This is a genomic window from Staphylococcus sp. EG-SA-15 (genome assembly GCF_017151895.1).
GTDB lineage: Bacteria > Bacillota > Bacilli > Staphylococcales > Staphylococcaceae > Staphylococcus > Staphylococcus aureus.
Genome location: NZ_JACVZN010000011.1, coordinates 1 through 13,457, shown reverse-complemented (window position 1 = coordinate 13,457; position 13,457 = coordinate 1). Strand labels below are relative to the sequence as shown.

The 13,457-nt window shown below is 32.2% G+C and carries 17 protein-coding genes and 2 other annotated features; of the genes, 2 read left to right on the top strand and 15 right to left on the bottom strand.

Translation table 11 applies throughout. The features are described from left to right. Window positions 1–348 precede the first annotated feature (348 nt). From rpmA to IDG64_RS06750, 7 genes are all read right to left on the bottom strand, one after another. Complete coding sequence (rpmA, locus tag IDG64_RS06780; protein WP_000916187.1) at window positions 349–633, bottom strand: 50S ribosomal protein L27; 285 nt, start codon at window positions 631–633, stop codon at window positions 349–351. An 11-nt stretch (window positions 634–644) separates the two neighbouring features. Further along, window positions 645–965, bottom strand: a complete 321-nt coding sequence (locus tag IDG64_RS06775; RefSeq protein WP_000633692.1) for a ribosomal-processing cysteine protease Prp — start codon at window positions 963–965, stop codon at window positions 645–647. A gap of 5 nt (window positions 966–970) precedes the next feature. Continuing rightward, window positions 971–1,279: a 50S ribosomal protein L21 gene (gene rplU / locus IDG64_RS06770; RefSeq protein ID WP_000457386.1), complete on the bottom strand. Its 309-nt coding sequence runs from the start codon at window positions 1,277–1,279 to the stop codon at window positions 971–973. A gap of 12 nt (window positions 1,280–1,291) precedes the next feature. After that, window positions 1,292–1,488: a sequence feature (ribosomal protein L21 leader region), on the bottom strand. 26 nt (window positions 1,489–1,514) lie between these two features. Further along, window positions 1,515–2,045 carry a rod shape-determining protein MreD gene (mreD, locus tag IDG64_RS06765; RefSeq protein ID WP_001259925.1) on the bottom strand — a complete coding sequence of 177 codons (531 nt, stop codon included), beginning with the start codon at window positions 2,043–2,045 and terminating at the stop codon, window positions 1,515–1,517. Beyond that, complete coding sequence (mreC, locus tag IDG64_RS06760; protein WP_000911041.1) at window positions 2,045–2,887, bottom strand: rod shape-determining protein MreC; 843 nt, start codon at window positions 2,885–2,887, stop codon at window positions 2,045–2,047. The genes mreD and mreC overlap by 1 nt, the downstream gene beginning before the upstream one ends. Window positions 2,888–3,086: 199 nt before the next feature. Continuing rightward, complete coding sequence (locus tag IDG64_RS06755; RefSeq protein ID WP_000840602.1) at window positions 3,087–3,206, bottom strand: hypothetical protein; 120 nt, start codon at window positions 3,204–3,206, stop codon at window positions 3,087–3,089. A 73-nt stretch (window positions 3,207–3,279) separates the two neighbouring features. Continuing rightward, the gene (locus IDG64_RS06750) at window positions 3,280–3,753 is read right to left on the bottom strand and encodes a DUF4930 family protein (protein ID WP_001236734.1); all 474 of its coding nucleotides are present in this window, start codon (window positions 3,751–3,753) and stop codon (window positions 3,280–3,282) included. A gap of 159 nt (window positions 3,754–3,912) precedes the next feature. Here IDG64_RS06750 and IDG64_RS06745 point away from each other — a divergent pair, with 159 nt between their 5' ends. Then, window positions 3,913–4,110, top strand: coding sequence for a hypothetical protein (locus IDG64_RS06745; RefSeq protein ID WP_000025835.1), 198 nt, complete (start codon window positions 3,913–3,915; stop codon window positions 4,108–4,110). Between the two features lie 116 nt (window positions 4,111–4,226). Here the strand turns inward: IDG64_RS06745 and IDG64_RS06740 are convergent, their stop codons facing one another. The 5 genes from IDG64_RS06740 to IDG64_RS06720 form a co-directional block, all read right to left on the bottom strand. After that, window positions 4,227–4,511 (bottom strand): hypothetical protein, encoded by a 285-nt coding sequence (locus IDG64_RS06740; protein WP_000171859.1) that lies wholly within the window; start codon window positions 4,509–4,511, stop codon window positions 4,227–4,229. A 67-nt stretch (window positions 4,512–4,578) separates the two neighbouring features. After that, complete coding sequence (gene radC / locus IDG64_RS06735; protein ID WP_000692870.1) at window positions 4,579–5,265, bottom strand: RadC family protein; 687 nt, start codon at window positions 5,263–5,265, stop codon at window positions 4,579–4,581. Beyond that, a complete protein-coding gene (locus IDG64_RS06730; protein ID WP_000261115.1) occupies window positions 5,262–5,969 on the bottom strand; it encodes a prepilin peptidase in 708 nt (235 codons plus the stop codon). Before IDG64_RS06730 ends, radC begins: the two co-directional genes overlap by 4 nt. A 269-nt stretch (window positions 5,970–6,238) precedes the next feature. After that, the gene (locus IDG64_RS06725; protein WP_001108346.1) at window positions 6,239–7,510 is read right to left on the bottom strand and encodes a bifunctional folylpolyglutamate synthase/dihydrofolate synthase; all 1,272 of its coding nucleotides are present in this window, start codon (window positions 7,508–7,510) and stop codon (window positions 6,239–6,241) included. A 12-nt stretch (window positions 7,511–7,522) separates the two neighbouring features. Then, window positions 7,523–10,153, bottom strand: a complete 2,631-nt coding sequence (locus tag IDG64_RS06720) for a valine--tRNA ligase (RefSeq protein WP_000425387.1) — start codon at window positions 10,151–10,153, stop codon at window positions 7,523–7,525. Window positions 10,154–10,196: 43 nt separating this feature from the next. Further along, window positions 10,197–10,498 (bottom strand) — a binding site (T-box leader). A 57-nt stretch (window positions 10,499–10,555) separates the two neighbouring features. Here IDG64_RS06720 and IDG64_RS06715 point away from each other — a divergent pair. Continuing rightward, window positions 10,556–11,116, top strand: coding sequence for a DNA-3-methyladenine glycosylase I (locus IDG64_RS06715; RefSeq protein ID WP_001001227.1), 561 nt, complete (start codon window positions 10,556–10,558; stop codon window positions 11,114–11,116). A gap of 222 nt (window positions 11,117–11,338) precedes the next feature. Here the strand turns inward: IDG64_RS06715 and IDG64_RS06710 are convergent, their stop codons facing one another. The 3 genes from IDG64_RS06710 to IDG64_RS06700 all read right to left on the bottom strand — a co-directional run. After that, the gene (locus tag IDG64_RS06710; protein ID WP_000178003.1) at window positions 11,339–12,412 is read right to left on the bottom strand and encodes an AbrB family transcriptional regulator; all 1,074 of its coding nucleotides are present in this window, start codon (window positions 12,410–12,412) and stop codon (window positions 11,339–11,341) included. Between the two features lie 33 nt (window positions 12,413–12,445). After that, on the bottom strand, window positions 12,446–12,547 hold the full coding sequence (locus tag IDG64_RS06705; RefSeq protein WP_001788970.1) for a hypothetical protein: 102 nt from the start codon (window positions 12,545–12,547) through the stop codon (window positions 12,446–12,448). Window positions 12,548–12,607: 60 nt separating this feature from the next. After that, a partial coding sequence (locus IDG64_RS06700) for a glutamate-1-semialdehyde 2,1-aminomutase (RefSeq protein WP_206171294.1) occupies window positions 12,608–13,457 on the bottom strand: 850 nt, incomplete at its 5' end.

Sequence of the window (13,457 nt, the reverse complement as noted above, 5' to 3'; positions counted from 1 at the left end):
GTACCAAATATGATACTTTTTTTGCTTTTTATACTGCAACTGTATTCTTTTGTCCCCTTATAGTTTAGCGATTAGGGGCTCTTATGCAGTTGCTTTTATAAATCTTTGCTTTAAAATACTTATATTTCTCAGCACCAATTATGGTACAGTTTATTCTTTAAACGCTGCAACTGTATTCCTTAGCCCCCTTATATATTGTAAATAATTAGGGGCTCTTATGCAGTTGCACATTTAGTATAACGTCTAAAATTCCCATTTTTTAATAACATAATGAAAATAATAATGAAAAACGTTTTATAAAAAGTAAAAAACACCAGAAGATTCACTTCTGGTGTTAACTAGACAAAATTATTCAGCTACTGCATATACAGAAACTTGTTTTTTGTCGCGACCTTTACGTTCGAATTTAACAACGCCGTCGATTTTAGCGAATAATGTATCATCGCCACCACGACCTACATTTTCACCAGGGTAAATTTTAGTACCACGTTGGCGATATAAAATTGAACCACCTGTTACGAATTGACCGTCAGCACGTTTAGCACCTAAGCGTTTTGATTCAGAGTCACGTCCGTTTTTTGTAGAACTTACCCCTTTTTTAGATGCGAAGAATTGTAAGTTTAATTTTAACATCGGAATGCACCTCACTTATAATTTAATCTAATATTCTCATTATATTCTTCTTCAATAGTTTGTAAAGACACAAGCATTGTTTGAAGAATTAGTTGCGCTTCATCGTTATTTGTATCAACGCTTCTTATATGAAAATGACCACCATTGTCGTCATAATTGATATCTGGTCTCTCAGATGTCAATCCTATAATCGCATTAACACTACCAAACAATACAGCTGAAGCTCCAGCACAAACGATATCATGACCATATTCACCATGGTCAGCATGGCCATCCATAATAACGTCTGTTACTTTGCCTTCATCATTAACTGTAATATCAACAGTAATCATAATAATTACGCGTTGATTTTATCGATTGTTAATTTAGTGTATGGTTGACGATGGCCTTTTTTACGTTTTGAATTTTTACGACGTTTGTATGTGAATACAGTAATTTTTTTACCGCGACCTTGTTTATTAACAGTAGCAGTAACTGTTGCACCTTCAACTGTTGGCGCTCCAACTTTAACTGAATCTCCACCTACAAATAATACTTTATCAAATGTAAAAGTATCTCCTTCGTTTACGTCTAATTTTTCAACGAAAATTTCTTGACCTTCTTCTACTTTGATTTGTTTTCCACCTGTTTCAATAATAGCAAACATACTTTGCACCTCCTGTATAATAAGTCACGCCATACATAGGTGACATTTCGTTATTGAGTCAAGCGTTTGCACTCTATGTTGTTTCGGTCGCAACTCGAGTCATTTATAAACATAAACTCTTCTCGTTTCTTCCTTCAACGCCTTGATTGACAATCGCTTTCTTCATTAAAAATGTTCTTGAACCTATATTTGAGCGGTTGTATGTAGCTACTTATAACTACTCAACTATTGCATCTTACCATTGACGACGTTTCATGTCAATGTCATTGTTTGTTTTTTTAAGGAACTTTATAATCAACGGATAAAGCATAATCAACAGTACAAAATTCATAATTAATGTTGGCAATAATCTAAAGACTACAAAATGAATAATATCAAATTGAATGAATCCTAACATACCGTATATTAATGCCACATAGACTTCTAATAATAAGGTGCTGGCTAATATAATAATGAATAACATCGAATGATCTTTGTAAAAAATTTTAAAGAATCGATCTATAAGTGCTAAAAACAATATATAGCCAAATAAGTACACTCCATAAATACTACCAAAGTATACATCAGTCATTACGCCTAAAAATATGCTGAGCAATAATGATACGCCAAAGCCACGATACACTACCATCATTAAAATATACATAAATGTAAGGTGTGGTACAAATACAAGTTCAAACTTACCTATGTGCATTGGAATAAGAAGCCCAATTGCAGTATCTATATAAAATAGTAAAATACCTATCAAAAAATAATACAGTGTACGCATTATTTATCCCTGCTTTCATCATCAGGAATTGTTTTAGGATCTCTTTTTGCAACATAAACATGACTCAAATCTGTTAAGTCTGCACCAGTCTTAACCCTAACTTCTTTAGCTAAGCCGTATTGATCATTTTGAACCTTAGTCACTTCTCCTATATATAAATTACTTGGTAGTTGATCAGCTAATCCACTTGTAACGACTTTATCACCTTTTGAGATATTATCTCTATTATTAATGTCACTAATTACAAGTTCTGAGTTCTTTTCATCATAACGATCAATTAAACCAAATATATTTTTAGAACCGTGTTGTATATTTACAGATAATTTACCCGCACGTGTATTAGTTGAGATTAAATCAACTTGTGAAGAAAATTTATTAACTTTAGTAACTCTTCCAACAAAACCTTGTGATGTCATCACAGCCATATTTGAAGTTATACCTGATTTAGATCCCTTATCAATTACAATTGTATTCATCCACTGATCCGGATTTCTTGCTAAAACTGTAGTAGAAATAGGATCAAATTTTGAAATATCTTTTAAATCAAGCTCTTTTTTTAATTTTTCATTTTCCGCTTCTAATTGTTGGTTCTTAGATTCTAACTGGCTAATCTTATTTTTAGATTCTTTAGAATCTCCTTTTTTAAAAAAGTCCCCAATCGTACCAGCAACAAAATTAACTGGATAACTCACAACTCGTTGTCCAAAAGACACAGAATCACCTATATATTGTTCAGGAGGTGATTGAGATTGTGAACGTATGGACAGCCCAATTAATGCAATAAAAACGATAATTGCACATAAAACAACAATTAATTTGTTATTTTTAAAAAACTTAAGCACCCAGAACACCTCTATTATGTCAAAATATTGTATATCCTTTTCTATTTTATATTACTCCCATTATGAAATAAAGCACTAACTACGAATTACTTTGAAAATGAACAACTCCGTAAAAAATTTGTGGCATTTTAAAAACAAAAAAACTACTAGCAAACATTCCAGTCACTAGTAGTTTAAATAATCGATTTAAATTTTAAAATTATTTGTTTGTATCGTTCGAGGATTCACTGTTCGAATTCTGAAGTTGTCTCCAACGTGCGAATAAGTTCTGGGCCTTTTGTTGTTCATTAGCTTGTTTCTGTTTTGATTGTTCTGCCATTTGAACTACACCAACCTTTTAAATTTATTCTAGTGACAGGATAACTAAAATATATTTCTTATGCAATAATTTCCTATTGATAAGCATTTTCAGGTTTTAGTTGTAAATTTTGCCCTAATTCATTTAAGTCTTGTTGCATTTCAAATTCAGTATTGTAAACACGCATTGACTCATCTCCAAATTTATAAAGAATAAATTCGTCTCCTCTTTGACCTATAATATATTGATCATTATAAGCCATGCGATTCATTCCAGACACAGCCATAAACTCTTGTTTATCTATCATTTTAAATACATTTTTAATTTGGCTTAATGGTACATTCTTTATTAAATCATTTTCTTTTAATGAATATTTCTCACCACTTACATAAACATGTTGGGCATCATTAGTGGGTTGCGTAACTTGATTCATTTGATCATTATCGTGATTTACAGGATTCCAATCTTGTTCTTTTAAAAAAGGTGCGTATTTCAAGGCGATATAAACAATTATCACAATTGCTATTACTGCTATAATGTTTTTAATCATACTAAATATCAATCTCATAGTTCGCCTCCAATGTCTTCATCTAATTATATATTTTATTATGTATATTTTCCTCAGTCTTCAGCCTTAATCATGATATATCTTAGGACTGATGCACGTTCATTTAAAATAGCTTATAATTTTGTTATGATTTAAAAGCGTATTAGGAGGTTTGTAGCATTGAGTATACTAACAATTATTTTAATAGCACTATTAGTCATCCTCCTTTTTAGAGTTGGACTTTCTATTTTGCGATTTTTAATTTATGTCGGACTTGTTTTATTATGTATTTACTTAGGATATCAAGGTTTAATTTGGTTGCTCGATTTTTTTCAAATAAATAGTGGATTTTTACCGCACTTTCAATTTAACAATTAAATTTATTCTGCATAACAAAACTCCTAATGTACTAGTTTAGAATTTTTTAACTAGTTCCACATTAGGAGTTTTAATTTGTTTTCAAGCACGGATACTACTTGATGAACAGATTACTATTACTTACGCCCAAATGCGTTAGATAAAAATCGTATCAGCGCGTAGCTACCACTTAGTAAAAGGCCCCAAACGATTCCAGTAAAAATTGAGCCAATTGCTACACTTAATAAAGGAAAAGCTTGTTTCGTAACGATTACACCTGCTAACGCGGTTACTAAAATACCTAACGTAGATAAAGCTAATGTTATTAAAAGATTGCGCTTTGTTACAGGTTCATTTTTAATATTTAACTGCATGGTATAAACCATTGGCACGAGAACCCCGATAATAATAAATAGAGTCACTATTTTTCCTCCAATGAAAGTACTTCGTAGGTATTATACACAAGATACGTCATTAATTCTATCAACTTCAATCATTTTCATCAAAGTAACCCGCTTCTACAAGACTGGTAAATCTATTATCACCGATTATAATATGATCCAATAAATCTATCCCTAAAATCAAACCACACTCCTTCAACCTCATTGTTGTTATGATATCTTCTTGTGAGGGCGTTACATCACCGGATGGATGATTATGAACTGCGATGATTGCATTGGCATTTTCTCTCACCGCAATACTAAAAATTTCACGTGGATGTACAATCGAACTATTTAATGTACCTTTAAAAACACAGGTTTCTTTAATCACTACATTTTTTGAATTTAACAATAAAATGACAAAATGTTCTTGTGTTAAATCTTTCATTGTTGGAATCATATAATCAGCAACATCACTTGGTTGCGTTATTTTTATACGATTATTTTCAGCTCTTCTCCCCATCCTTTCCCCTAACTCAAATGCTGCTTTTAAAGTAATTGCTTTTTGTAATCCAATCCCTTTAACTTTTATCAAATCGTTAATTGAAGATTTTTTCAATTCATTCAGATTCGAAGCAGATTTAAGCAGTTCATTACTAATGTCTATGCTCGAGAATCCTTTTCTTCCGGTGTTAATTAATATAGCTAATAATTCTGTATTCGAAAGACTTTTTGCACCATGGCTTAACAAACGTTCTCTTGGCATTTCTGAAGTTACCATTTCTTTAATTTTCAAAAATATACGCCTCCTAAAAATTGATGGATATCATTATAAAAAAGTGAATTGATAAAAAAGGAAATAAATATAAATGGAACAAGGGGTAATAGTTTAATCGGCTTAAATATCATGGTAATTAAAGCAACTAAACCAGCAATGACAAATGTAAATAAAATGACATAAATAGTGAATTGGAGAGGGAAAAACAAAGAAAGTGCAGATATTAGTAAAACGTCACCATAACCAATATATGCCCGAAATAAAAAGTAGAATATATGCGTGGTCATACTAATAATGATAAAAGCTACTGGATAAATCATACTTAACGAGAGAGAAACGATACAATAAATTATAATTAAGCGACAATCTAACATTAAAGAAGTGATATCGGTCATAGTAAAAATAAGCAGAAAAACATATGTAGTTATAAATAGCGTAGCATTTACGTATGTGAAATCATACTTAATAAAGACGATAGGTATTAAAGCAAAGGTTTCCCCTAAGAAATGTGTTAGGGAAATACGCTTTCGACAGTTTCGACATCGCCCTTTTAATAATAAAAAACTAATAATCGGCATTAATTCATACCATTTGAGTGATGAATTACAATAATCACATTTCGATCTTCTATGTAAATAATCAAATGACGTTTCTTCTATAGATATAAATTGATATAGAAAACTAAAGATACAACTGCAACTATAAGATAACAATACTACCAAATGACAACCTCCTTACGTAAAGTATAGTTACTTATTACCGAAATGTAAATATACACTATTTTTCAAGAATTGAACCTCTTTTTCATTTAAATTTTTCAATATTGCTAAGCATAATTGATGGATACTTTAATAGCCCATTACTGCACGGCAAAATTAATAATGGCAAGAAATTGAACCTTATAAACACATACGATTTAGAGCATAAAAAATAACCATGAAGCTCTACCTATTGATTAAATAGATTCTTCATGGCTATTTTAGTTTTAGTTTTATAATGCTTCAAAGTCTAATTTTGATTTAACTTCACTTATGAAATACAGACTACCGGTAATTACTAATGTATCACCTTGATAATTTTTTATAAATTCAACGTAGTCATCTACTAATTGTATTTCATCATTTTCAATACTACCTACAATTTCTTCTTTGCGTAACGCTTTCGGAAAATCAAATTCAGTTGCATAAAACGTATGCGCAATTAAACTTAAATGTTTGACCATCTCGTTAATCGGTTTTCCGTTTATTGCTGAGAACAAAATATCTACTTTTTCTTTATCATGGTACTGTTTAATTGTATCAATTAGAGCATCTATACTCTCTGAATTATGTGCGCCATCCAAAATGATTAAAGGTTTGTCATGCACCTGCTCAATACGTCCAGTCCAACGAACTGATTCAATACCGTCTATCATCTTATTGAAATCTAATTCAATTAATCCTTGTTCATTTAATTCAATAAGAGCTGTTATGGCTAATGCAGCATTTTGTTTCTGATGTTCACCTAACATGCTTAAAATGATTGTTTCTAATTCATAATCTTTATAACGGTAAGTAAATTCATCATTTTGCGATACAACAACAATTTCTCTATCTAATTCAATTGGCTTTGCATGTTGTTCAATTGCGCGTTCACGAACATATTTTAATGCATCTTCATTTTTAACAGCATATATCACTGGAACGTTAGGCTTTATAATCGCGCCTTTATCCCTAGCAATATCTAGATAAGTACCACCTAAAATATCTGTATGGTCTAGACCGATACTAGTTAAGATTGATAAAACCGGTGTAAAGACATTTGTCGAATCGTTCTTTATACCCAATCCAGCCTCAACAATGACAAAATCAACAGGATGTATTTCACCAAAATATAAAAACATCATCGCTGTGATTATTTCGAATTCAGTTGCAACACCTAAATCTGTTTCACGTTCCATCATTTCACTTACTGGTTTAATACGTGATACTAATTCTACAATAGCGTCATTTGATATTGGCACACCATTTAGACTAATTCGTTCATTAAATGTTTCAATAAACGGCGACGTAAATGTACCTACTTCATAACCATTTTCAACTAAAGCTGTTCTAAGGTAAGCAACTGTAGAGCCTTTACCATTTGTGCCACCTACATGAATACCCTTAATGTTATTTTGAGGATTATTAAATTGTGCTAGCATCCATTCCATACGTTTAACACCTGGTTTGATGCCAAATTTAGTTCTTTCGTGTATCCAATACAAGCTCTCTAGGTAATTCATTGTTACTAACTCCTATGCTTTTAATTGTTCAATTCTTGCCTTCACACCATCATATTTTTCTTGATAATCTTGTTTTTTACGTTTTTCTTCATTTATAACCTTTTCAGGTGCTTTACTTACAAAGTTTTCATTAGAGAGCTTTTTATCTACTCTATCTAATTCGCTTTGAAGTTTAGCTAATTCTTTTTCCAAACGGCTGATTTCCTTATCCATATCAATTAGCCCTTCTAATGGTAATACCACTTTACCTGCAATTACAACTGATGTCATTGCTTTCTCAGGAATTTCCACGTCAGTGCTAATATTTAAGGTACTAGGATTACAGAATTTGATTAAATAATCTTTGTTTTGTGATAAAGTTGTTTCAATTTCTTTATCTTTAGCTTGAATTAAAATAGGTATTTCTTTAGACAATGGCGTATTTACTTCTACACGTGATTGTCTTACAGATTTAATGATTTCAACAAGTTGTTGCATTGTTTGTTTACTTTCTTCAAAAATCAATGATTCACGCACTTCTGGCCATGAAGCTTTAACAATTGTGTCACCTTCATGTGGTAAACTTTGCCATATTTTCTCTGTTACAAATGGCATGAATGGATGTAGCATTCTCATAATATTGTCTAAAGTATAACTCAATACTGAACGTGTAACTTGTTTTTGTTCTTCATCATTACTATTCATTGGAATTTTACTCATTTCAATGTACCAATCACAGAAATCATCCCAAATGAAATTATATAATGCACGTCCAACTTCGCCGAATTCATATTTGTCACTTAAATCAGTAACTGTTGCAATCGTTTCATTTAAACGTGTTAGAATCCATTTATCTGCTAATGATAAGTTACCACTTAAATCGATATCTTCAACTTTAAAGTCTTCACCGATATTCATTAAACTGAAACGTGCCCCATTCCAGATTTTATTGATAAAGTTCCACACTGACTCAACTTTTTCAGTTGAGTATCTTAAATCATGTCCTGGAGATGAACCTGTTGCTAAGAAGTAACGCAAGCTATCAGCACCGTATTCGTCAATAACATCCATTGGATCCACACCATTACCTAATGATTTACTCATCTTACGCCCGTCTTCAGCACGAACTAAACCGTGTAATAATACATCATTAAATGGACGACGATCTGTAAATTCTAAGCCTTGGAATATCATGCGTGCTACCCAGAAAAAGATAATATCGTAACCTGTAACTAAGGCATTTGTTGGGTAGTATCGTTTAAAGTCTTCACTTTCTAAATCAGGCCAACCTAACGTAGAGAAAGGCCATAAAGCACTTGAGAACCACGTATCTAATACATCTTCATCTTGTTGCCAATTTTCAATATCAGTTGGCGCTTCTTCTCCAACATATATTTCGCCTGTTTCTTTATGATACCAAGCCGGAATTTGATGACCCCACCATAATTGTCTTGAAATCGTCCAATCTCTAATATTTTCCATCCATTGGTTAAATGTATGTTCGAAACGTTGCGGATAAAAATCAATACGATCATCTGTTTTTTGGTTATCTAATGAACGTTTCGCTAAGTCTTCCATGCGCACAAACCATTGTGTTGATAAATATGGTTCAACAACAGCGCCAGATCGTTCTGAATGACCTACAGAATGAACATGATCTTCAATCTTGATAACTAAATCTTGTTCTTTTAAATCTTTAACTAGCTGTTTACGACAATCAAAACGGTCCATACCTTCATATTTACCCGCTTTGTCGTTCATTTTACCATTTTCATCCATAACGATAATATTTTCTAATTGATGTCTTTGACCAATTTCAAAATCATTAGGGTCATGTGCTGGTGTCACTTTCATAGCACCAGAACCGAAGTCTATATCAACATACTCATCTGCTAAAATAGGCAGTTCGCGTCCTACGATTGGTAATATAACAGTTTTACCGATTACATCTTTGTATCGTTCGTCATTAGGGTTAACAACAATCGCTGTATCACCTAACATCGTTTCTGGTCTTGTTGTTGCAATTTCAATAAAACCTTCACCATCAGCGTAAGGATATTTAAAATGATAAAACGCACCTTGAACATCTTCATGTATTACTTCAATATCAGATAAAGCTGTACGTGCTTTAGGATCCCAATTTATAATACGTTCGCCACGATAAATAATTCCTTTATTGTATAAATCAACAAAAACTTTTTTAACTGCTTTACTTAAACCTTCATCTAAAGTAAAACGTTCTCTACTATAATCTAAACCTAGACCTAATTTAGCCCATTGCGCACGAATAAATGACGCATACTCTTCTTTCCAATCCCATGCCTGTTCTAAAAACTTTTCACGACCAAGATCATATCTAGTTATTCCTTGTTCATTTAATTTAGCTTCTACCTTTGCCTGTGTCGCAATACCAGCATGATCCATACCTGGTAAGTATAACGTATCGTATCCTTGCATACGTTTCATACGTGTAATGATATCTTGTAAAGTCGTATCCCATGCATGTCCTAAATGTAATTTACCAGTTACATTTGGTGGCGGGATAACAATTGTATATGTTTCTTTTGATTTATCTTCTGACGGTTTAAAATAACCATTCTTTACCCATTCTTCATAACGTCCCGCTTCAACTTCACGAGGATCATATTTTGATTTCATTTCCATTTGCTATACCTCCTAAAAAAATAAAAATATCCATCCTATATACAAATAGGACGGATATTCCGTGGTACCACCTATATTCAAGAAGGATGATTAATATCAAATTCACTCTTTTAACATAATTGGAATAATCATACCAATACTATCATCGTGAAATTTGAAATGCTTCATCTCTTCAAGCACTCTAGATTATGATTAACGCTCAAACACGTCTTAGCCTACTATTAATCACGTTCAGCTAAGATACTCTGTGGGCTACCTTCAGTAAAAATCATTTACATACTCACACCAAATCATATGCTCTCTTTAAAATAATTTGAACTTACTCTTCCCAAATCCTATATTAAACTCTTAACTTATAGTATAATGATTGACAAAATAAGTCAATGTATAGGTGGGAATAAAATGAATGAATGCGCATTTGGTACTAAAGATCCAGTCTACTTAGACTATCATGATCATGTATGGGGACAACCGCTCTATGATAGCAAGGCATTGTTTAAACTTTTAGCATTAGAATCACAACATGCTGGGCTATCTTGGTTAACTATTTTAAAAAAGAAAGAAGCCTATGAAGAAGCATTTTATGATTTCGAACCAGAAAAGGTAGCACAAATGACCGCTCAAGATATCGACCGCTTAATGACTTTTCCAAATATCGTTCATCATCGTAAAAAATTAGAAGCAATTGTTAATCAAGCTCAAGGGTATTTAAAAATTGAACAAGCATATGGTAGTTTTAGTAAATTTTTATGGTCATATGTAAATGGTAAGCCTAAAGATTTGCAGTATGAACATGCTTCTGATCGTATCACAGTTGATGATACTGCAACACAACTATCTAAAGATTTAAAACAATACGGGTTTAAATTTTTAGGTCCAGTAACAGTATTTTCGTTTTTAGAAGCAGCCGGTTTATATGATGCACATTTAAAAGATTGTCCATCAAAGCCTAAACACAATTAATTTGCTATAGCATCATAAAGTAAACGAGACATCATCTATTTTTAACTAATAGACTGTCTCGTTTTTTGATGTGAAAATTTATTCAAATCATAAGTTAAAGTTCCAAGTTAATGCACTGCTAATATTAGATATCTTAATCTAAAAATAGATGTACAACCTTTGCTTAAACCTTAATAATGAATTCTATCCTAAGCATAAATCAACTTAAATAGATGATAGTTTCTAATCTTCACGCTTATTCGAACGATATTTTAAAAAGTAATTAATTCCTGGTGCAATAATAAATAGGATGAAAAAGATTCGGAAAATATGATAACTCGTAATCATAGCAACATCGGCACCAGTAGCTAATGCAACTAAAACTATCTGATTAACCCCTCCTGGTGCTGCACCAAGAAACAATTCATTAATAGGATTATTATCAAAGAAATGTATGACATAAACCATGATTAGCGCACCAATTATCAACATAATATTTTGAATTGTAATTGCGATTGCTAGTCTACCTTTTAAATCTGACAATAAATGCGCAATTTGAACTCCAATTCTAATCATATATATTAGTTGTGCCATGTTCAACAACCAATGATCTAGTGTAAATGTTAAACCTGTAGAAAAATTCCAAACAATTAATACAATGAGTGGTGCTAATAATTGAAATGTTGGAAACTTTATTTTAGACATAATTAGATAAACTATAAAGATAGCTATCGCTAAAATAACTATTTGCCCTATGTTTAATACTTGTGATAAAGGCAAGACTTTTGTTAACTTTCCATTCGCATGCATGTTACCATCATGAAAAAAATATGAAATGAACGGTACTAAAACAACAACAAATATAATTCGTGATGTTTGCGTTAAGCTAACAACTAACAAATTAGCACGTTTGTCTTGTTCAGCCATGACCAGCATTTGTGTTAGTGCTCCTGGTATAACACTTAAAATAGCTGTTTCTGTATTAATACGTGCAATTTTTTTAAAAATAAATGCCATTACTATTGCAATTAATAATATCGAAATAGATACAACAATAATCGAAAGCCAATTGTCTTTAATATCCATAACGACATTTTTCGTAAACGTTGATCCGATTTGCACACCTAATAGTACAATACCTAATTCACTAAGTAAGAATGGCCATTTAATATCAAGTTTGAAAACTTTTACACAAATGATTGATGCGATAATAGGACCAAACATAAATGGGAGTAATACGTGCGATGAATACAGTAGAATACTAATAAAAAATGATAAAACGAACACAATGAAATTATTTCTATATATCATTGTCATGTTTTCCACTTCTTTCAATAAAAAATAAAATGACTAAATTGCTGCTTGAGCTTCACGTTTGTTAAGATAACAATATCCGCTAGCAGTTTTGACTACAAAGCATATATGGACTTTCACTATCAAGTCGCCGCCCATGCCTGATATACATTTAAAAAGAGCCTGAACAAAGTTCAGGCTCTCAATTTGTCCGTATATTTATTTTACAATACGACTTAAAGCCGTATCAAATGCTTGAATCGTTTTTTCAATATCTTCTTTCGTGTGTGCCGTAGATAGGAATGTACCTTCAAATTGAGATGGTGGTAAAAACACACCTTCTTTTGCCATTTCTCGATACATTTCTGCAAATAATTTCAAATCACTTTTATTCGCTTGTTCAAAATTAGTTACAGGTCCTTCATTTAAGAAATAACCAATCATTGAACCTGCTCTATTTACAGTTATTGGTACATTGTGTTTAGCAAATACACGCTTTAAACCGTCTTCAAGTATATCGCCTAACATATTAAAATACTCATATGTCTCTGGCGTTAATTGGCTTAACGTTTCATAACCACTTGTCATTGCAAGAGGATTTCCTGATAACGTACCCGCTTGATAAATATTTCCTAATGGTGCTATATGATCCATGATTTCTTTTTTACCACCAAAAGCACCTACAGGTAGTCCTCCACCGATAACTTTTCCTAAGCAAGTTAAATCTGGTGTCACACCAAAGTAACCTTGTGCACAATGATAACCGACTCTGAAACCAGTCATTACTTCATCGAAAATTAGCAATGCGCCGTATTCAGTCGTAATATTTCTTAATCCCTGTAAAAAACCTTCAATCGGCGGTACGACACCCATATTACCAGCAACAGGTTCTACGATTACACCAGCAATATCGTCTCCAAATTTTTCGAAAGCGATTTTAAGTGCATCTAAATCATTGTATGGAACTGTAATTGTATTTTTAGCAATACCTTCAGGCACACCAGGAGAATCCGGCAATCCTAATGTTGCCACCCCAGAACCAGCTTTGATTAATAACGAATCACTATGA

Coding starts and splice junctions, on each gene's coding strand:
- IDG64_RS06725 (WP_001108346.1), bottom strand. CDS start 7,510: ATGAATTACCTAGAGAGCTTGTATTGGATACACGAAAGAACTAAATTT.
- mreD (WP_001259925.1), bottom strand. CDS start 2,045: ATGCGTACACTGTATTATTTTTTGATAGGTATTTTACTATTTTATATA.
- IDG64_RS06775 (WP_000633692.1), bottom strand. CDS start 965: ATGATTACTGTTGATATTACAGTTAATGATGAAGGCAAAGTAACAGAC.
- IDG64_RS06715 (WP_001001227.1), top strand. CDS start 10,556: ATGAATGAATGCGCATTTGGTACTAAAGATCCAGTCTACTTAGACTAT.
- IDG64_RS06705 (WP_001788970.1), bottom strand. CDS start 12,547: ATGGGCGGCGACTTGATAGTGAAAGTCCATATATGCTTTGTAGTCAAA.
- rplU (WP_000457386.1), bottom strand. CDS start 1,279: ATGTTTGCTATTATTGAAACAGGTGGAAAACAAATCAAAGTAGAAGAA.
- IDG64_RS06755 (WP_000840602.1), bottom strand. CDS start 3,206: ATGGCAGAACAATCAAAACAGAAACAAGCTAATGAACAACAAAAGGCC.
- rpmA (WP_000916187.1), bottom strand. CDS start 633: ATGTTAAAATTAAACTTACAATTCTTCGCATCTAAAAAAGGGGTAAGT.
- IDG64_RS06750 (WP_001236734.1), bottom strand. CDS start 3,753: ATGAGATTGATATTTAGTATGATTAAAAACATTATAGCAGTAATAGCA.
- IDG64_RS06720 (WP_000425387.1), bottom strand. CDS start 10,153: ATGGAAATGAAATCAAAATATGATCCTCGTGAAGTTGAAGCGGGACGT.
- IDG64_RS06710 (WP_000178003.1), bottom strand. CDS start 12,412: ATGACAATGATATATAGAAATAATTTCATTGTGTTCGTTTTATCATTT.